A 17,200-nucleotide genomic window follows, 5' to 3' on the forward strand; every position below is an offset into this window, starting at 1 on the left:
ATGGCAGAAAAGACTGTAAAACAGAAGAAGGCAGTGGATCCTTTCGTAGCTTCCTTGATGCCGGAATCCGACAAACGCTTTGCGGGTGTTGCTGTCATTTCCATCATCGTCGCTATCTCGTTCTCTCTCTGGGCTTCTATGTATGAAGCTGTCGTGGACGACGTCATCTTCGAAGAAACTGGAACCGAAGAATTGACGACGACCATGAAGATCGAAGACAAGAAGGAAGAGAAGAAGGAAGAAAAGAAGAAAGAAGAACCGAAGAAGCCTCGTAAGAAGGCTGGTGGTGGCGGAAAACCGCGCGGAAAGGGTCAGCCGAATGCTCCTCAGACCCGTGGCGTTTTGAAGCTTCTCACCGCTCAGACGACGAAGTCTAACTATGCAGCTTATGATTTGATGAAGGACCAAAAGTTCTCCAAAGACATCAATAAGGTGCTGAAGGATGTCGCAGGTCTTCAGACAACGGGAAAAACCGTTCTCGGTGGACGTCGCGGCAAGGCTGATGGCGGCTTCAACGAAGGTTACGCAGAAGGTGGTTCCGGTGGTATCGGTGACGGCCTCGGCGGACTTCTCGGCGGTGGCGGCGGTGGCATTGCTACCAAGGCTCGTGGAACGATTAAGACTCCGTCTGCCCGTGACATTGACATGGGTGCAGGTGGCGGTTCTCGTTCGGCTGCGGACATCATGAAAGTTGTTCGTCAGCGTACTCCGGGTCTTCGTCACATCTATAACAAGTTCCTGAAGAAGCAACCGGGTTTTGCTGGAAAGGTGACTCTCCGCTTCACGATTGCTCCAGGTGGCGATATTATCAGCATCTCCATCGCATCTTCGACAACCGGCTTCGGTGAATTCGATAATGCAGTGAAGAACACGGTAAAGCGCTGGACCTTCAGCAAGGTCAAATCGGGAAATACAACGGTGACGATTCCGTTCACATTCTCCGAATAATTTGATTCGACTGTGAAAAAAGGCTAGAAACTTCGGTTTCTGGCCTTTTTTGTTATTTTTTCTTGCGAATTCTATAAATACAAATTAGTTTTAAGGGAAAATAGGAGATGACGATGAAATTGAAAACAGCTGCTGCGCTCGGTTTGACTGTGGGAATCTTCGGTGTTGGTTCGGCTTTTGCAACCTTCGCTCGTATTGAATCCATGGGCAAGAACACGACGTATATCATGGATGATGTCAGTATCTTTGACAATCCGGCGAACATCAATTTGTATCCGAATTATTTGATCGGTGGCTTTGGCCCGTATCAAGAAGATGTAGAACGGGGAACAAACAAAGACCCGCAGCATCCGACATTTGGAGGCATTTTCTCTATCAGTTTGGGAAGCGAAGAATCTCCCGATCCGCGGATTTCCATCGGCGGCCTTTTTGGACGCGAAGACGCTGAACTTTTCCAATTCCTTCCGGATTATTACATCGATGAAAAGGGTCAAAAGCATTCTGTCCCGCGGACGGTGACGAACTTTGACGGCTTCCTCGGCGGAACTCTTTCGAACGGCAATGCGATGGGCTTGCATGTTTACATTGCGCATCAAGACGGCGGCGATGAAACGGAAAGCGGCGTTTATCAAGTAGATGAGAATGCTTATGCTTCGGTCATTCGCGCGGACGCTGGTGTCAATTTCCAGTTGACGAATACGATTGACTTTGAACTTTCGGGCGGTCTTGCTCGTGTGCAATATGGTCCAGAGCATAAGAATTTCTTTGACGACGGCGATTTCTCGTACTTGGTGAGTTCGCGCGCATTCTTTGCGTTAGACGCTCTCGATGGCGAATTGGTCCCCGCGATGAAAGCGCATTTTATCAAGGCTCCTGGGATGAAGGATACGCATGCTCAAGTCGGCTTGGGCGTAAACATTAGCCTTGACCGCGGATTTTTCTGGCTCGGCGGTGACTTCGTTTGGAATAAGAAGAAAGCTCGCGATTGGGTTTTTGATTATAAGACCGGCGAAGCGACTTATGATGCGCAAGATGAAGCGGGCGATTGGGATACTCGCAAAGATATCGGCGGTGTCGTAAGCTTCGGTATTGAACGGAACATTTGGTTTGATTGGTTTGTCATCCGTGTCGGAGGTCAAAAGGCTGTACTTTACACGGAATGCGATAAGAATGAAAGCAATGCGGGCAAATCGGGAATCTGCTCGGACGATGGAACATTCTTCTCGACAAATCCGGTGGGCAATGGTAAAATTGATGACCATGTCGGCTGGGGCTTTGGCATTAACATCGAAGAAAAATTGAAAATCGATGTGACGATTGCCGAAGATCTTTTGTTCCGCAATCCGTTCCAAGGAGAAGGTCGCTGGTTCTCGAGAATTGACGCGACATATTCCTTCTAATTTTTTCACTCTTTGAGTTTGCAGAAAATCGTCATGCGTAGGCTTGGCGATTTTTTGTATTTTTGAATTATGCGAAAAATTTTATTTCTTTCATTTGCTTTTCTCATTCTTTTGGGCTGCGCGGAACCGCCGGAAAATATCGAAGAAAAATTGTCTGCGTATTTGCAAGATGATTTGAAATTTATGGTGGCGCAAACTTTAAAAGCGAGCCACGATAAAAGCGCGTTGTTGGATTCTCCGTATTATAAGATTCGCGATTTGCGATTCTTTGACGATGCGCATTCCAAAATGTATTCGGCTTACGCCAAAGTGGATTTTTTCATCTACCGCGACATTAAAATGTACGAGGAGAGAAAGTATCGTTATGACAATCATTATCTGCAATGGGATCGCTATTTGAAAGAATGGCATTTTGGAACGGATAACGATGAAAAGTGAATTATAAATTTCGCTTTTATTCTATATTTTTCTGCAAAAAATTTTTAGAAGGAATTTTACTTTGTTCGGACTATTTTCTTGTGATATAGGTGTTGATCTTGGCACAGCGAATACCTTGGTTCATGTAGCAGGACAAGGTATTGTCATCAATGAGCCGACAGTTGTCGCTATGGATCGTAAAAATGACCGTGTTACCGCTATCGGTAGCGAAGCGAAAAAAATGCTCGGTCGTACTCCGGGAGCAAACGTCGCAATTCGCCCGATGAAAGACGGCGTGATTGCAGATTTCCAGTTGGTGGAAATTCTCCTTTCGACATTCATTAAGCGGGTGCAGAAGTATCCGCTGTTCTTAGTGAAACCGCGTGTAGTTATCGGTGTTCCTTCGGGCATTACCGAAGTGGAAAAGCGCGCGGTGACCGATGCGGCTCGGATGGCGGGCGCAAAAGAAGTGCATTTGGTGCACGAACCGATGGCGGCTGCTATCGGCATGGGAATCCCTGTTGAAGGTCCTGCGGGCAATATGATTGTCGATATTGGCGGTGGTACGTCGGATATCGCAGTGATTGCTTTGAACGGAATTGTTTGCAATGCGTCGGTTCGCGTCGGCGGTGATGAAATGGACGAAGCGATTGTGAACTATCTGCGGAAGACTTACAACTTGGTCGTCGGCGAAAGCACTGCAGAACAAATTAAGTGGCAAATCGGTTCGGCGTTCCCGCTCGAAGAAGAATTGACGATGGACGTGAAAGGCGGCGATGTGATGGCAGGCCTTCCGCGGACGATGACGATTACGAGTCAAGAAATTCGGGAAGCGTTGAATGAACCGGTTACGGCAATTGTCGATGCGGTGAAGCAAGCGCTTGCATTAACGCCTCCGGAACTTTTGGCAGATATTTTGGACCGTGGCATTATTATGTCGGGCGGTGGCTCAAAATTGCGCGGTTTAGACGCTCGTATTCGCAAGGAAACCGGTCTTTCGGTGAATGTTATCGATGCCCCGCTGCTTTGTGTGTGCAAGGGCGCTGCGCGCATTCTCGAAGATTTGGACAAGTATCGTCCGGTTTTGATTTCTTCGATGGTGTAATTGTAATCCATGCAGCTTCTCCGCTTTTTGGGTAGCATTCTCTGCAAAGGGCACGGGCTGGTTCTTTTCTTGATTTTGCTTTTGGTGGGCATTAGCATTCGCCATTTGGAAAAAGACGGAAAAGAAACCTTAATCGCCGGTGCTCTTTCGTCGATTTATTATCCAGCACAGCTAGTCGTCTCTTCGGTTAACCGAATTCATTCTGTTACATACGAAAACGATAGTTTAAAGCGAGAAAATGCGCGGCTTAAATTAGAACGCGATAATTTGCGGGAAGGTTTGGAAGAAGCAAACCGTTTGCGGGAACTGGTTCATTTTGACAATGTTTGGGAATATCCGATTGTCACTGCCCGCGTCATCGGACAAAATCCGGGGAGATTTTTAACGACTTTCGTGGTGAACCGCGGAACGGATCACGGCATCGAAGTGGATTTGCCTGTGTTTACAACGCAGGGACTTGTCGGGCGCATTTCGGCGGTTTCGCGGAGTCATTCGAAGGTGCAACTTTTACCGGATCCTTCTTTACACGTTTCCATTTTGGTGCAGCGGACTCGCGTCGTCGGCTTTTTGAACGGAGGGTCGGCAAATACTTTGCAAGCGTTTGTGCCTTCTTATACCGGCGTGCGCGAAGGCGATACTTTGGTGACTTCGGGCTTAGGCGGCATTTATCCGAAGGGAATTGGCGTGGGCATTGTGCGTTCGCTTGAAAAGGGCGATTTGGATGTGGTGACGAATATCGAAGTGGCTCCCTTCCAAAAATTCACTCGACTCGAAGAAGTTTTCATTATGCAAAAACGCCCCGATTGGATTGTGCAGGAGATGTTGAAGAATGCTGAAGTTCATTAAACATCTTTTGTTCTTTGTCATCGCAATTGTTTTGCAGACGACGCTTGCGTCGTGGATTGGCATTTATGGGCAAGAGCCGGATTTCGTTTTGATTTTCATCGTGGTGATGGCACTTTCGCACGGACCCGTTTCGGGAATGCTTTGGGGATTTTTTGCGGGATTTTCGGAAGATATTTTTGCAACGGTCGATTGGCTTGGCGCGCAGACATTAGCGTTTACTTGCGTCGGATTTGGCGTGGGACAGTTGGAAGAAAAATTTTTGCGGCTCAATTTAGCGACGAAGGTAACCTTACTCGGGCTTGCCTTTATGCTGAATGATTTGATTTATTACATCGCTATCGGCGTGGAACGGGAAAAAGTGCTTCCGCTATTTTTAGGACATACTTTGCCCGAATGTTTTTATACGCTGCTCTTTGGCGTGATTTGCTTTTTGCTGTTAAATCGTTTTGACCGCGTGACGCATCGCAATGTCTAAGAAGACTTTGACTGAATTGCCCAATCGCAATATAAAATCGCTTGCTTTTATGTTGCTTGTGGCGGGCGTATTTTTATGTCTTTCTATTCGATTATTTTATTTGCAATCGGTGCAATACGAAGCGAATATTCAAAGCGCTGACGAAAACCGTTTGCGCCGCATCGTGCTTACGGCAGAACGCGGACTCATTTACGATCGCAACGGAACTCTTCTTGTGGGAAATCGTCCGTCTTATCAAATCGTCATCTTGCCGGGCGAAATTCGCAAAATGAAAGCGGAGAAAAAAGAAGCGCTTTTTAAGAAACTCATTCATGTGAAAGATTCGCAAGGCGAAGCGCTTTTTGATTCGGCAGTCGTCGATACGATGTTTCAGCGGAGCGGTTGGAAGTCGCACGGAACTCTTCGCATTTTGGAAGACGCTTCGGAAGAACAAGTTTCGATTATGCAGGAACGCTCGGGAGAATTTCCGGGGGTGACGACAGTCGTCGAATCGAGGCGGTCGTATCCTTATGGAACATTGGCGGCGCATTTGCTCGGTTATACGGGAGAAATTTCGGACGAACAATTACTCCTTCCCGAATATGCGGGATATTCTTCGGGCGATCGCGTTGGGCAGAAAGGATTAGAAAAACAATACGACGGCGAATTCCGCGGCGAAGACGGCGTCAAATATGTGGAAGTCGATGCCTACGGACGTCAAGTTCGCAATATCGAAGGCATGCAAAATGTGCCATCGGTTCCGGGCTACGGGATGATTACGACGATTGATTTGGATATTCAAAAAGTCGCCGAAGAAGCGCTCCCCGATTCGGTGCGCGGGGCTGTCGTTGCAATCGATCCGCGGAATGGAGAAATTCTCGCGATGGTTTCGTCGCCAAGACTTGACCCGAATATTTTTTCGCTTAAACGCCGCGAACGCAATAAAGGCTGGGCAAAAGTTGCGCTCGATTCAACGCGTCCGTTGATGAACCGCGCTGTCGCGGGAGTTTATCCGCCGGCATCGGTTTTTAAATTGGTGACATCGGGAGCGGGGCTTGAAAATCGTTTGGTCACGGGAACGACTTATATGCAGAAACCGTGTACGGGCGGTTACACATTCGGAGCGCGCTATCAAAAATGCTGGGGCACTCACGGCAATTTGAATTTGGTGAATGCTTTACGGCTTTCGTGCGATGTTTATTTTTATCAGTTGGGCTTAATGCTTGGAATGGAACGCATCAATGAATTCGGTTACCGTTTTGGGCTCGGGCATAAACTCGGAATTGATATTCCCGGAGAAAAGCAAGGATGGCTCCCCGATTCGATTTCGTTTAATGAACGCAATAAGCGGAGCGGTTGGCGTTGGGCGCGCGGTTTGATTTTGAATTTAGCGATTGGGCAAGGACAGCTAGTGACGCCGCTTCAAGAAGCGGTTCTCGCAGGCTCGATTGCGACAGGGAAAGGCGTTTATCGTCCGCATTTGATGAAAGAGCTCCGCGATGTCAACGGCAATTTAGTCGGACGTTATATTCCAGAGAAAATTTTTGAAGGCAATATGAGCGAATCCACTCATCGCGCCCTTTTAGCGGGAATGGATTCGGTGGTCAATCACCCGGGTGGAACAGGAAAACGGGCTGCGATTCCGGGCATTCGCGTCGGCGGAAAATCGGGCTCGGGCGAATGGAAAAAAGGCGAAAAAACACATGCATGGTTTGTCGCAGTTGCTCCGTTAGAAAATCCGGAAATTGCGGTTGCGGTGATTCAAGAAGCGCAAGGCGGCGGAGGCTCGAAATCGGCTCCGGTATGTCGCCGTGTGATGGAAGCATACTTTGAAAAAATGCACAAGAAAGATTCGACGGAGGTAAAAAAATGAGAGGCTCCGGACGTTTTCTAAATAGCAAAATGAAAATCGATTGGCTGTTTTTGGTCCTCGTTTTCGTGCTCACTTGCATTGGGATTTCTCTCGTTTATTCGGCGACGGTAAATTCTGAACCGATTTGGCATACGTCGCGGTGGTTTCGTCAGATTATTTATTTCTTTGGCGGATGTGCGTTAGCGACTTTGTTTGCGGTTGTCCGCATTGATTATTGGCAGCGGCTTGCGTTTCCGCTTTATTTTTTAACGATTGCGGCGCTTGCGTTTGTTGCCCTCGGCGGCGGGGATGCGGCAAAGGGAGCGGGACGTTGGATCGATTTTGGATTTATTAAAATTCAGCCTTCGGAATTTGCGAAAATCAGTTTTTTAATCGCAATGTCCAAGTGGCTTTCGACTCATCGGGTGAATCTTTTACAACCGAAGACTTTTGTAATGCCTGCTGTGATTTTTATCGTTCCCTTTGCGCTCGTTTTAAAGCAACCGGATTTGAGTACGGCGCTTGTGTTTACCGCGGTGACGATTGTGGGATTTTATTGGGCGGGATTAACGGTTTTGGATTTGTGCCTGCTTTTAAGTCCGGGCGCATCCATTATTCTTTCGTATCCGCATATTCCATATTCGCAAGTGCTTTGGGGAGTTTTGCTCTGCGTTGTTTTCTTGGTTTTACTCTTCCGCAAGATGCCGAAGAAATTTGTGATTTTCATTTTGACTTTGAATATTGTCTGCGGTTACGCGAGTACGATGGCGTGGAATTCTTTGGAGCCGCATCAACGTGACCGCGTGATGACTTTCGTCGATCCGATGCGCGATCCGCGAGGCGCGGGCTATCAAGTGATTCAATCCGAAGTCGCAATCGGAAGCGGCGGACTTTTTGGAAAAGGCTTTGGAGAAGGTTCTCAGACAAATCTCGCATTCTTGCCCGAAGAACATACGGACTTTATTTTCAGCGTTCTCGGGGAGCAATTTGGCTTCGTCGGTTGCGTGGGAATTTTGATCTTGTATTTCGCCTTCTTATGGCGAGCGATGTCTATTTGCCGATTGCATCTCGATCCGTTTGTGAATCATATCGTTTCGGGTGCGTGTACGATTTTCTTCTTCCATATTACGGTGAATATTTCGATGACGCTTGGACTTATGCCGGTGACAGGGCTTCCGTTACCCTTCCTCTCTTACGGCGGATCGTTTATGCTCACCTGTATGATGCTCGTCGGGCTGCTAGTGAATATGCGATATCAAGGCAGTCAGTTGGAAAGCAACTACAATTAAATGAGGAATTAGGAATTATCTACAAGGCGAGCGTTGCAAAATTTGCCCGTTTGAAAATTTTTAGGCAAATCTAGAAGCTAGGAACTCATCTCCAGAAATCCGGTGAACAAATTTCCCCCGGGAAATGTCATTTCCAGAAATCCGGTGAACAAATTTCCCCTAGGAAATCTCATCTCCAGAAATTCGGTGAACAAATTTCCCCTGGGAAATGTCATTTCCAAAAATCCGGCGAACAAATTCCCCCCGGGAAGTGTCATTTCCAGAAATTCAGCGGACACATTTCCCCTGGGAAATGTCATCTCCAGAAATTCAGCGGACAAATTTCCCCTGGGAAATGTCATCTCCAGAAATTCGGCGGACATATTTCCTCCGGGAAATTTCATTTCCAGAAATTCAGCGGACACATTTCCCCCGGGAAATGTTATTTCCAAAAATCCGGTGAACATATTTCCCCCGGGAAGTGTCATCTCCAGAAATTCAGCGGACACATTTCCCCCGGGAAGTGTCATCTCCAGAAATTCAGCGGACAAATTTCCCCTGGGAAATGTTATTTCCAAAAATCCGGTGAACAAATTTCCCCTGGGAAATGTTATTTCCAAAAATCCGGTGAACATATTTCCCCTGGGAAATGTTATTTCCAAAAATCCGGTGAACATATTTCCCCTGGGAAATGTCATCTCCAGAAATTCAGCGAACAAATTTCCCGCAGGGGGTTGAGAACTTAGAACTGAGAACTTTGATCTTAGAAATTCTAAGCTCTAAAATCTAAGTTCTAAGATCTTTCTTTCCACTTTTTTCGCTTTTTCGTAAAATCTTCTTTACTTTTGGAAAATTTTTCCCGTTTCAAGCGTCTATAGATAAAGGAGGCATTTTGAAAAATTTTAAGCAGAAATGGTTTTGCTTAAAAATCATCGGAGAAAAAATGAAACTTTGGAATGGCGTTTCGAAATTTTTATTTGGCGGCGAATGCTTGGGTTGTCAGCGGAGCGATTTGCCTCTCGATCCTTGGCTTTGCCCAAATTGTAAGCGGGAATTGAAGCGGCTTGCGAAGTCGCCGCGGCGACCGAATCCGGATGTGCTTTGCTTGTATGCGATGACGCCGCTCACGAAATCGCTTGTGCACGGACTCAAATATGGCAGCATGCCGGGACTCGCTTCGTATTTGGTGAAAATTGCGTTACAAGAAGAGGAATCTTCCGAAGTTTTGCGCGAATGGGGACGGAAACTCGCTTTTGTTCCGGTGCCTTTACATTCGGCGCGCATGCGGGAACGCGGATATAATCAGGCCGAAAAATTGGCGCAGACGATTGCGCGGTGCTCGGGCGGGGTCGTGGCGAATGCATTAAAACGCAAAACTTTCCGCATTTCGCAGACGCAGCTTTCGCGGGAAGGGCGAGCGAGCAATGTCGCCGGAGCCTTTGAATGGAAAAAGAATTTTACATGGCCAGAATATCATGTGCCGGTTATCGTCGATGATGTTTTCACCACGGGCGCTACGACGACCGCTTGCTTGTATGCGTTTGAAAAAAGGAAAATGGGCGGAGCTGCAAAAGTTTGCACATTGCTTCGCGAAGAAAGTGCGACGGCAAGAATCGATTTTGCCGCGGACAATGCGATGGAATGGAATGTATAAATCGCTGAATTTGTATTTTCTTTTCTATGAAAATAGAACACATCGCTTTATACGTGAATGATTTGGAAAAGGCGCGCGAATTTTTCGTCAAATATTTTGATGCCAAAGCGAACGCGCTTTATCACAATCCGAAAACAAATTTCCGCTCTTACTTTTTGCGCTTTGAATCGGGCGCACGCTTAGAAATTATGACGAAGCCAGAATTATGCGATGCCGAAAAACAAATCAATCGCACCGGTTTCATTCATTTAGCGTTTAGCGTCGGAAGTCAAAGCAAAGTGGATGCGCTCACGCAAAAATTGAAAGACGACGGCTACGAAGTTTTAAGCGGTCCGCGTATTACCGGCGATGGCTATTATGAAAGGTGCGTCCGCGCTTTTGAAGAAAATCAAATTGAAATTACGGTGTAAAAGAAATACGCTTGTGAAAAATCATCGCCGAGGAAAAGTTCAAAATAAAAAGCTTTAAAACAAAAAAGTTCCGCAGAACGGAACTTTCGCGGAAGAAGAGGGACTCGAACCCCCAAGCCTGACGGCGGCGGTTTTCAAGACCGCTGACTTACCAATTAGCCTATTCTTCCGGGTAAAACAAAAGCCCTAGAAGTTTCAGGGCTTTTGTAAGTGGCTCCGACAGGAATTGAACCAGTGACACGAGGATTTTCAGTCCTCTGCTCTACCAACTGAGCTACAGAGCCATTTCGCTGACCCCAATTTAGTATAAAACAAAAAGCTTGTCAAGGGTTTTTCTGTGTAAACCAAAATTTTATTGAAATTGTTCTCTTTTTGGGTAAATTTTGGGTAAAGGGTTTGATGGTGATTGGATTTGGAGAAAGAATGAAATTTGTTTTGCCTGCGATTTTTGTGGCGTCCTTGAGTTTATTTTCGGCATGTTCGGATGACTCAAGTTTGTTGGATTATGCAAATTCGGAAGAAGAATTGTTGCTGTCTTCGGGATGGGACGTTTATTCGTCTTCGGAAAAGGAGACGGAACAGAGTTCGTCTTCGATTTTTAATCCTTTTGAGATGACGAGTTCGGCATTTTCTTCTTCGAGTCAAGAATTGACGTGTCAACCGATTTGGGCGGGAAATTCGGCGGTGACGATTACCGAAGTGATGACGCGAAATGTCAAATGGTTAGACGATTTGGGAAAAGATCCCGGCTGGATTGAATTGTATAATTCGAGCGATAAAGCGGTAGCGTTAGATGGTTATTCTCTCGTCGAAAAAACGGAACGTCCGCGGAAATGGGTAATCGTTTCGGATACAATTCCTGCCAAAAGTTATCGCATTATTTTTGCTTCGAAGCGTGACATCACGACTCCTCTTGTAGGAATTGATTCGGATGAAATGCATTATCGTTTGCACACCAATTGGAAACTCGAAGACAATGGCGGCTCCGTTTATTTGATTCAACCGAATTGCGAAATCGCGGACTCGGCGACTTATCCATTGCTCGAAGGCGGTGTAAGCTGGGGAAAAACTGCGGACGGTTGGAAATATTTTGCGGTACCGACTCCGGAAATGGATAATGCAAATAGCACAGGTTCTTCGGGCTTTACTGCGATTCCTGCTCTTGAACAGAGCGCTGGATTTTATGCAGAACCGGTGACGATTACGCCTCCGAAAATGACGGATGGATCGACGGTGCGCTGCACATTTAACGGTTCAATTCCGACGGAAGAAACCGAAGAAATGACCGAAGCCAAAGAAATTTCCCAAACGACAGTTGTTCGTTGCGCTGCATTTAAAGACGGCATGATTACGAATAAAATTTCGACGAATACTTATTTCATCGGCGAAGAAATTCACAATATGCCGGTGGTTTCGATTAGCGTTGATTCGCAATTTTTCAAAAAACATTATCTATACACGAAAGCGGGCAGCACAACGGGAGGTTCTCCGAAAAGCGTGGACCCGAATAATACGGGCTTATACGCCGATGTGGAATTTCCCATTCACGTCGAATATTTTGCAAACGGCAGCGCTAGCACCGGCAAAGATTGGGAATACGAAGCAGGCATTTCGATGATGGGCGGTTACAGCCGCTTAGAAAAGAAAAAATCGGTTGCGATTAAATTCGGCGAAGAATATCAATCGGGCTGGTTAAAGTATCCGCTGTTTGAAACCCGCAAAGACAAGAACAGCAAATTCAAAGGCTTTAATTTGCGCAATAACGGCAACCGTTTTGTGAGCGATTACTTGGAAGATGCGATGGGCGGCGCAATTCTCGAAGGCAGCGGCGTGGACTATCAACGCAGTCATCAAGTCATCGTTTTCTACGACGGCGTCTATTGGGGCATTCACGATATGCGGGAACGTTACAATAAAAATTATGTGGAAACGAATTACGATATCGATGCGGGAGATGTGACGATGGTTAAACACATTAACCGTAAAATTGAAGTGAATAATGGAAACTTGGAATATCAAGTGCTTTTGCAATATGTCGCGGATAATGATTTTAGCGGGGAAAATAATCTGGCGTATGAAACGGTGAAAGCGGCGATGGATGTCGATAATTTTGCGGCTTACATGGCTGCGGAAATGTATATGCATAACGGCGACTGGCCCAATAATAATGTGCGCGCTTGGAAGAGCCCTTATACGAAATGGAAATTCATGGTTTACGATTTGGATCACGGTATGGATTGGGAATGGTCGGTGAATGGATTCTGGCAATCGACGAATATGTTTGATTGGGTGAAGCAAGGCGGTTATTCGAGCGGAAAATGTTACCGCAATAATTCGGGTGATTGTTTCCACACATTCTATGTGAAGTTGATTAAGAATCCGGATTTCCGTCGGATGTTCATCAACCGCGCCGCTGTTCTTCTCCAAGAAAATGTAAACAGCGAAAATATTACGAATACATTAGAAACTATGGCGGGCACATTGGATGCGGATCAAATTTCGCGCGATCAAGATCTCTTTAAACAAGAATTCCGCTATTATCGAAATTCTTGCGGCAACGGATTTAGCGTAAGCGGTTCGTGCATGAAAACTTGGGCGCTTGAACGCGATGGTGTTTTCCGCAGCGAATTGCGCGATGAATTTGGACTTTCGGGAGACATCTCGGTTTCGATTTCTTCTCTTGGCGAAGGCTATGTGACTTTGGACGGATTTATGCTTCCGCACAAAAATTACGAAGGAATTTTCTTCGAAGGAAATGCGATGCTTCTCACCGCAGTGCCTTCGGGAACAGGAAAATTCGTCAGCTGGGAAGATGGTTCTACCGAAAATCCGCGCTTGGTGATGCCGACAAAAGGCAGCGCATACGTGGCGACATTCCAATAATTGCGGGCGATTGAATTCGTTTAATTAGTAAATTTTGCGCATGCTTTCTCCCGTGCGCAAAATGTTTGATGAAATTTCAAAAAGCTACGACTTTTTGAATCACACACTGAGTTGTTTCCAAGATATTTTATGGCGCAAAGCCTGTTGCCGCGAACTCAAAAAACGCGGCGCAGGAAAACGCTTACTCGATTTGTGCGGAGGCACAGGCGACTTTGCGGTGGAATTTGAACGCATCGTGGGGAAGCCTTCCGTCGCCATTCTCGGGGATTTTTCGTTTGGAATGCTCGAACATTCCTGCGGGAAAAAAACTTCGGCAAAGCCTGTGCAACTCGATGCGATGCAGATGCCTTTTTGCGAAAATTCATTTGACGTGATTTTAAACGGATTCGGGATGCGCAATTTGCCGAATGCCGCAGGCGGTTTAGAAGAATCGCATCGCGTTCTTTCTGCAGGCGGCTATTTGATGGTTCTTGATTTTTTTTCGCCGCGAAATTTTTTCAATCGTTTTTTTTATAAATGTTTAGCGCCGCTTTTTATTCCGCTTCTCGGTTCGATTTTTAGCGGGAAACGTTCGGCGTATGAATATTTAATCAATTCGGTTTTACGCTTTTTGCCGGTCTCGGATTTTGCAAATTTGGCGAAGGAAAAAGGCTTCCGCGTCATTTCGATAAAGCCTTGCTTTTTTGGAATCGCTTACCGCGTTCTTTTGCAAAAAGGAAAAACGACATGAGTCGTTTTATTCTCGGCGTGACGGGAGCTTCGGGCGCAATTTATGCCGCGCGGACTCTTTGGCATTTGCAAAGACTCGGCCATTCAGTTTCTTTGATTTTTACGGAAATGGGAAAATCGGTCGCCGAATTTGAAGGGCAAATTGAAAAATTTAAAAGCGCAAATTGCGTGCTTGATGTGCACAATCTTTTTGCCGATTGTGCAAGCGGAAGCTCGGATTTTTCGGGAATGGCTGTCGTTCCTTGCAGTATGGGAACTCTCGGGAAAATGGCGAATGGAATTGCGGACAATCTTCTCGTCCGCGCTGCCGATGTCTGCTTAAAAGAACGCCGCCCGCTCGTCGTTGTCCCGCGGGAAATGCCTTTTAATTTAATTCATCTGCAAAATATGGAAAAGCTTTCTCTCGCAGGCGCAAGTATTGTCGCAGCTTCTCCAAGTTTTTATCGAAAGCCGACGACGATAGAAGAACTCGTCGATTCGGTGGTAGCGAAAATTCTTTCGCAGTTGCATCTTCCGAATGAAATTGTTTCCGATTGGGAAAAAGTCAGGTAAGCGATGAATGCGATTTCAAAAATTGTAGAGTTTGGACATTTTGTGCGATTAAGTCATTCGCTTTTTGCGATGCCCTTTGCGCTCGGCTCGATGTGGGTTGCGGCGAACGGATTTCGCGGCATGTCTGCGTTAGAAATTTTAAAACTCGTCCTTCTTATCGTCGGCTGCATGGTGACGGCTCGCAATACATCGATGTCTTTTAATCGTTTAGTCGATGCAAAAATCGATGCGAAAAATCCGCGGACTGCGAAGCGGCATTTGGTAACGGGAGCGCTTTCAAAAAAAACAGTCGGCGCATTTATTCTTTTCAATACAATTCTTTTCTGCGCTTTTGCGTGGCTATTAAATCCGCTCGCTGGCGCGTGCTCTCTCCCCGTTGTCGTAGCGCTTTGCTTTTATTCTTATTGGAAACGATTCTCGTGGCTGTGCCATTGGTATTTGGGATTTGCGATTGGAATGAGTCCGCTTGGCGCGTGGATTGCAGTTCGCGGAGAATTTGCCGCATTCCCGATATTTTTAATGTTCATTTTAATGCTTTGGATGGGCGGCTTTGATATTATTTATGCGACGCAAGATGAAGAAATCGATAGACAAATGGGTTTGCATTCGGTGCCCGCACGATTTGGTAGAAAGCGCGCACTAAAAATTGCGCTCGGCAGTCATTTAGCGATGCTCGCTTTGTGTGTTGTGTTCGGCGTTTATTGGCAAATGGGAATGGCGTGGTGGAGTATTTTTGCGCTCATGACCGCAGCGATTGTTTACATTCATCTCTTTCGCAAATCCGATGATTTGGATACGATGAATCGAGATTTCTTTTTAGCCAATGTCGGCATTAGCGTTCTCGTGATGCTCGGACTTGTTGTGTGGATTTTACTTGGCGGAGATGTCAATGCGTTACGATGATAAAATAAAAGTTTGTCGCAGAACAGCGATTTGGATTGCGATTCTTTCGCTCATCGATGTTATCTGCATCGAAACCGGAATGATTCCGCAAGAAACCGGCGACCGAGCGCTTACCGTATTCATTGTGTTATTAGCGATTTCGCTCGGAATTCATTTTTATTTGAAAAATAAAAACAAATAAATTAGGAATCCGAAATTTGAATTGCGACGGCGAAATTCAAAAGCGAAGTAAAAGATTGATTTTTAAATTTCTTGTGCGTTGCGTCAAACGCTCAAATTGTTCGTAATAAATTTTCCGAAGTTTATATTATTTTAAACGAAAGAAAATTGCCAAATGCAAAAAATGATGTCGAAAAATTTTAATGCAGAAAAACGAAATCTTTATCGCGTGCGGACGAAAATGGTCGGCGCAAGCGTTGTATTGGTATTTTTCATCGCGTTAATTTCTTGTGTGGCAATTCAATTTTTTGATAACAAAAAAAATGCACAAAATTCTTGTGCGCTCATGGTTTCGCAATTAAAAAAAGTCATCACCGAAAATGAAGAAAATATTCGTGAATTGCAAGATGCTTTGAAAGAAGAATATTTAATTCGCGCCGATGTTGCATCTTCAAGAATTGACGAAAATCCCGATTCTTTTAGCACGCCTGAAAAATTTTTAGAACTCGCCAAACTTTTAAAAGTCGATGAAATTCATTTGTTCGATAAAACCGGAAAAATCGTTTCGGGTTCTATTCCAAAATATTACGGCTATAATTTTGAATCGGGTTCGCAAATGGGATTTTTTAAGCCCATGCTAAAAAATAAAGAACTCTCATTGTGCCAAAATGTAACTCCCAACACCGCCGAAGCAAAACCGATGATGTATGCGATGGTTTGGAATCACGCCAAAACGCAACTGGTGCAAATCGGAGTCACTCCCGAACGCCTCTTGGAACGCATGCGCGAAAGCCGTATTAGCAGTCTCGTGCGCCGCATGCCTGTGACGAAAGGAATGACGATTTTTGTAATCGATGACAATCAAGGAAAAATCATTGCATCTACAGATAATGCTTTGTTGAATAGCACAAAATATCCGGGCGGAAAAATTTGCGAAGTTTTAGAGAAAAAACAATCGATGCAAATCACTGCAGCGGTGAATAAAAAGCAAAGTTACATTACTTACGAACGCATGGGAAATTTTGATTTAGCGGTCGCCTACGAAGTCGATGAGGCAAACGAAAATTTGCCTGCTTCATTTATTCAATTCGTTTTGATTTTAGTCGTCGCCTTTGGAATTATTTTAATTGTCACACGAAAATATATTCGCTCTTTTGAAAAACAAGGCGAAGCTTTGGCCGAAGCCAATGCGGCAAAAAGCGTTTTCTTATCGCGGATGAGTCACGATATTCGGACTCCATTAAATGGCATTTTAGGACTTCTTGAAATTTTAGAGCGCAATAAAAACAATTATTAGTGTCCGGAGAAAATTTTCAGAACGTCTAGACCCCAGAATTTACGCGGTCTAGACTTTGATTTTGCCGTTGCAAGCCCCCTCCCTAGAAATTTGGACGCTACGATGGGCAAGGTGGATGCTGCAGCATGCGTTCCCAGTCCCTTGTGGGATGTTCAAAAAAGTCAAACATGTCAATGTAGAGCATCAGGATTATTCGCATCATTGTCGCAAGTCCGGAAAAGCTCCAGCGCCGTTCAAGGCTGCGCTGCACAAGGGTCAGGAGAAGGTTCGCGATGAGGGTTACCCAGATCTGGGTCTTGATGGCGTTCTCGCTTACCCCATAG

17 protein-coding genes, 2 tRNA genes and 1 pseudogene are annotated in these 17,200 nt (G+C 45.6%); 16 read left to right on the plus strand and 4 right to left on the minus strand.

Annotated elements, in window-relative coordinates:
- The 8 genes from B0H50_RS13795 to rodA all read left to right on the plus strand — a co-directional run bounded on the left by B0H50_RS13795 (position 1) and on the right by rodA (position 8,311).
- Positions 1-948 (plus strand): AgmX/PglI C-terminal domain-containing protein, encoded by a 948-nt coding sequence (locus B0H50_RS13795; RefSeq protein ID WP_109587500.1) that lies wholly within the window; start codon positions 1-3, stop codon positions 946-948.
- Between the two features lie 113 nt (positions 949-1,061).
- Positions 1,062-2,348: a hypothetical protein gene (locus tag B0H50_RS07555; RefSeq protein WP_106198970.1), complete on the plus strand. Its 1,287-nt coding sequence runs from the start codon at positions 1,062-1,064 to the stop codon at positions 2,346-2,348.
- Between the two features lie 69 nt (positions 2,349-2,417).
- Positions 2,418-2,786 carry a hypothetical protein gene (locus tag B0H50_RS07560; protein ID WP_106198950.1) on the plus strand — a complete coding sequence of 123 codons (369 nt, stop codon included), beginning with the start codon at positions 2,418-2,420 and terminating at the stop codon, positions 2,784-2,786.
- A gap of 61 nt (positions 2,787-2,847) precedes the next feature.
- Positions 2,848-3,870 (plus strand): rod shape-determining protein, encoded by a 1,023-nt coding sequence (mreB, locus tag B0H50_RS07565; RefSeq protein WP_106198951.1) that lies wholly within the window; start codon positions 2,848-2,850, stop codon positions 3,868-3,870.
- A gap of 9 nt (positions 3,871-3,879) precedes the next feature.
- On the plus strand, positions 3,880-4,716 hold the full coding sequence (mreC, locus tag B0H50_RS07570) for a rod shape-determining protein MreC (protein ID WP_106198952.1): 837 nt from the start codon (positions 3,880-3,882) through the stop codon (positions 4,714-4,716).
- Positions 4,700-5,191, plus strand: coding sequence for a rod shape-determining protein MreD (gene mreD, locus B0H50_RS07575; protein ID WP_106198953.1), 492 nt, complete (start codon positions 4,700-4,702; stop codon positions 5,189-5,191). Before mreC ends, mreD begins: the two co-directional genes overlap by 17 nt.
- Complete coding sequence (gene mrdA / locus B0H50_RS07580; protein WP_233244618.1) at positions 5,184-7,043, plus strand: penicillin-binding protein 2; 1,860 nt, start codon at positions 5,184-5,186, stop codon at positions 7,041-7,043. Before mreD ends, mrdA begins: the two co-directional genes overlap by 8 nt.
- 29 nt (positions 7,044-7,072) lie before the next feature.
- Complete coding sequence (rodA, locus tag B0H50_RS07585; RefSeq protein WP_233244621.1) at positions 7,073-8,311, plus strand: rod shape-determining protein RodA; 1,239 nt, start codon at positions 7,073-7,075, stop codon at positions 8,309-8,311.
- 77 nt (positions 8,312-8,388) lie between these two features.
- On the opposite strand, the gene B0H50_RS13145 is transcribed toward rodA, so the two are convergent.
- Positions 8,389-8,988, minus strand: coding sequence for a hypothetical protein (locus B0H50_RS13145; RefSeq protein WP_146193708.1), 600 nt, complete (start codon positions 8,986-8,988; stop codon positions 8,389-8,391).
- Between the two features lie 245 nt (positions 8,989-9,233).
- On the opposite strand from B0H50_RS13145, the gene B0H50_RS07595 reads away from it, so the two are divergent.
- Together B0H50_RS07595 and B0H50_RS07600 are read left to right on the plus strand one after the other, a co-directional pair.
- Positions 9,234-9,944 carry a ComF family protein gene (locus B0H50_RS07595; protein ID WP_106198972.1) on the plus strand — a complete coding sequence of 237 codons (711 nt, stop codon included), beginning with the start codon at positions 9,234-9,236 and terminating at the stop codon, positions 9,942-9,944.
- Between the two features lie 26 nt (positions 9,945-9,970).
- Positions 9,971-10,354, plus strand: coding sequence for a VOC family protein (locus B0H50_RS07600; protein WP_109587503.1), 384 nt, complete (start codon positions 9,971-9,973; stop codon positions 10,352-10,354).
- A gap of 89 nt (positions 10,355-10,443) precedes the next feature.
- Here B0H50_RS07600 and B0H50_RS07605 read toward each other — a convergent pair.
- A tRNA-Ser gene (locus B0H50_RS07605) sits at positions 10,444-10,524 on the minus strand.
- A 41-nt stretch (positions 10,525-10,565) separates the two neighbouring features.
- Positions 10,566-10,638, minus strand: a tRNA-Phe gene (locus tag B0H50_RS07610).
- Positions 10,639-10,777: 139 nt separating this feature from the next.
- Here B0H50_RS07610 and B0H50_RS07615 point away from each other — a divergent pair.
- From B0H50_RS07615 to B0H50_RS13800, 6 genes are all read left to right on the plus strand, one after another.
- Positions 10,778-13,237 (plus strand): CotH kinase family protein, encoded by a 2,460-nt coding sequence (locus B0H50_RS07615; RefSeq protein ID WP_158275892.1) that lies wholly within the window; start codon positions 10,778-10,780, stop codon positions 13,235-13,237.
- 40 nt (positions 13,238-13,277) lie between these two features.
- Positions 13,278-13,967, plus strand: coding sequence for a ubiquinone/menaquinone biosynthesis methyltransferase (locus B0H50_RS07620; protein ID WP_109587505.1), 690 nt, complete (start codon positions 13,278-13,280; stop codon positions 13,965-13,967).
- Complete coding sequence (locus B0H50_RS07625) at positions 13,964-14,518, plus strand: UbiX family flavin prenyltransferase (protein WP_109587506.1); 555 nt, start codon at positions 13,964-13,966, stop codon at positions 14,516-14,518. The genes B0H50_RS07620 and B0H50_RS07625 overlap by 4 nt, the downstream gene beginning before the upstream one ends.
- Positions 14,519-14,521: 3 nt before the next feature.
- On the plus strand, positions 14,522-15,421 hold the full coding sequence (locus tag B0H50_RS07630) for a 4-hydroxybenzoate octaprenyltransferase (protein WP_269843931.1): 900 nt from the start codon (positions 14,522-14,524) through the stop codon (positions 15,419-15,421).
- Positions 15,408-15,602, plus strand: a complete 195-nt coding sequence (locus B0H50_RS07635; RefSeq protein WP_106198960.1) for a hypothetical protein — start codon at positions 15,408-15,410, stop codon at positions 15,600-15,602. Before B0H50_RS07630 ends, B0H50_RS07635 begins: the two co-directional genes overlap by 14 nt.
- A gap of 162 nt (positions 15,603-15,764) precedes the next feature.
- The gene (locus B0H50_RS13800) at positions 15,765-16,877 is read left to right on the plus strand and encodes a sensor histidine kinase (RefSeq protein WP_158275893.1); all 1,113 of its coding nucleotides are present in this window, start codon (positions 15,765-15,767) and stop codon (positions 16,875-16,877) included.
- 97 nt (positions 16,878-16,974) lie between these two features.
- Here the strand turns inward: B0H50_RS13800 and B0H50_RS13640 are convergent.
- Positions 16,975-17,200 (minus strand): annotated as a pseudogene (locus B0H50_RS13640) (IS4 family transposase); the annotation flags it as partial.

The organism is Hallerella porci (assembly GCF_003148885.1).
Taxonomy (GTDB): Bacteria; Fibrobacterota; Fibrobacteria; order Fibrobacterales; family Fibrobacteraceae; genus Hallerella; species Hallerella porci.

Coding starts and splice junctions, on each gene's coding strand:
- B0H50_RS13795 (WP_109587500.1), top strand. CDS start 1: ATGGCAGAAAAGACTGTAAAACAGAAGAAGGCAGTGGATCCTTTCGTA.
- B0H50_RS07555 (WP_106198970.1), top strand. CDS start 1,062: ATGAAATTGAAAACAGCTGCTGCGCTCGGTTTGACTGTGGGAATCTTC.
- B0H50_RS07560 (WP_106198950.1), top strand. CDS start 2,418: ATGCGAAAAATTTTATTTCTTTCATTTGCTTTTCTCATTCTTTTGGGC.
- mreC (WP_106198952.1), top strand. CDS start 3,880: ATGCAGCTTCTCCGCTTTTTGGGTAGCATTCTCTGCAAAGGGCACGGG.
- mreD (WP_106198953.1), top strand. CDS start 4,700: ATGCTGAAGTTCATTAAACATCTTTTGTTCTTTGTCATCGCAATTGTT.
- mrdA (WP_233244618.1), top strand. CDS start 5,184: ATGTCTAAGAAGACTTTGACTGAATTGCCCAATCGCAATATAAAATCG.
- rodA (WP_233244621.1), top strand. CDS start 7,073: ATGAAAATCGATTGGCTGTTTTTGGTCCTCGTTTTCGTGCTCACTTGC.
- B0H50_RS13145 (WP_146193708.1), bottom strand. CDS start 8,988: ATGACATTTCCCAGGGGAAATATGTTCACCGGATTTTTGGAAATAACA.
- B0H50_RS07595 (WP_106198972.1), top strand. CDS start 9,234: ATGAAACTTTGGAATGGCGTTTCGAAATTTTTATTTGGCGGCGAATGC.
- B0H50_RS07600 (WP_109587503.1), top strand. CDS start 9,971: ATGAAAATAGAACACATCGCTTTATACGTGAATGATTTGGAAAAGGCG.
- B0H50_RS07615 (WP_158275892.1), top strand. CDS start 10,778: ATGAAATTTGTTTTGCCTGCGATTTTTGTGGCGTCCTTGAGTTTATTT.
- B0H50_RS07620 (WP_109587505.1), top strand. CDS start 13,278: ATGCTTTCTCCCGTGCGCAAAATGTTTGATGAAATTTCAAAAAGCTAC.
- B0H50_RS07625 (WP_109587506.1), top strand. CDS start 13,964: ATGAGTCGTTTTATTCTCGGCGTGACGGGAGCTTCGGGCGCAATTTAT.
- B0H50_RS07630 (WP_269843931.1), top strand. CDS start 14,522: ATGAATGCGATTTCAAAAATTGTAGAGTTTGGACATTTTGTGCGATTA.
- B0H50_RS07635 (WP_106198960.1), top strand. CDS start 15,408: ATGCGTTACGATGATAAAATAAAAGTTTGTCGCAGAACAGCGATTTGG.
- B0H50_RS13800 (WP_158275893.1), top strand. CDS start 15,765: ATGATGTCGAAAAATTTTAATGCAGAAAAACGAAATCTTTATCGCGTG.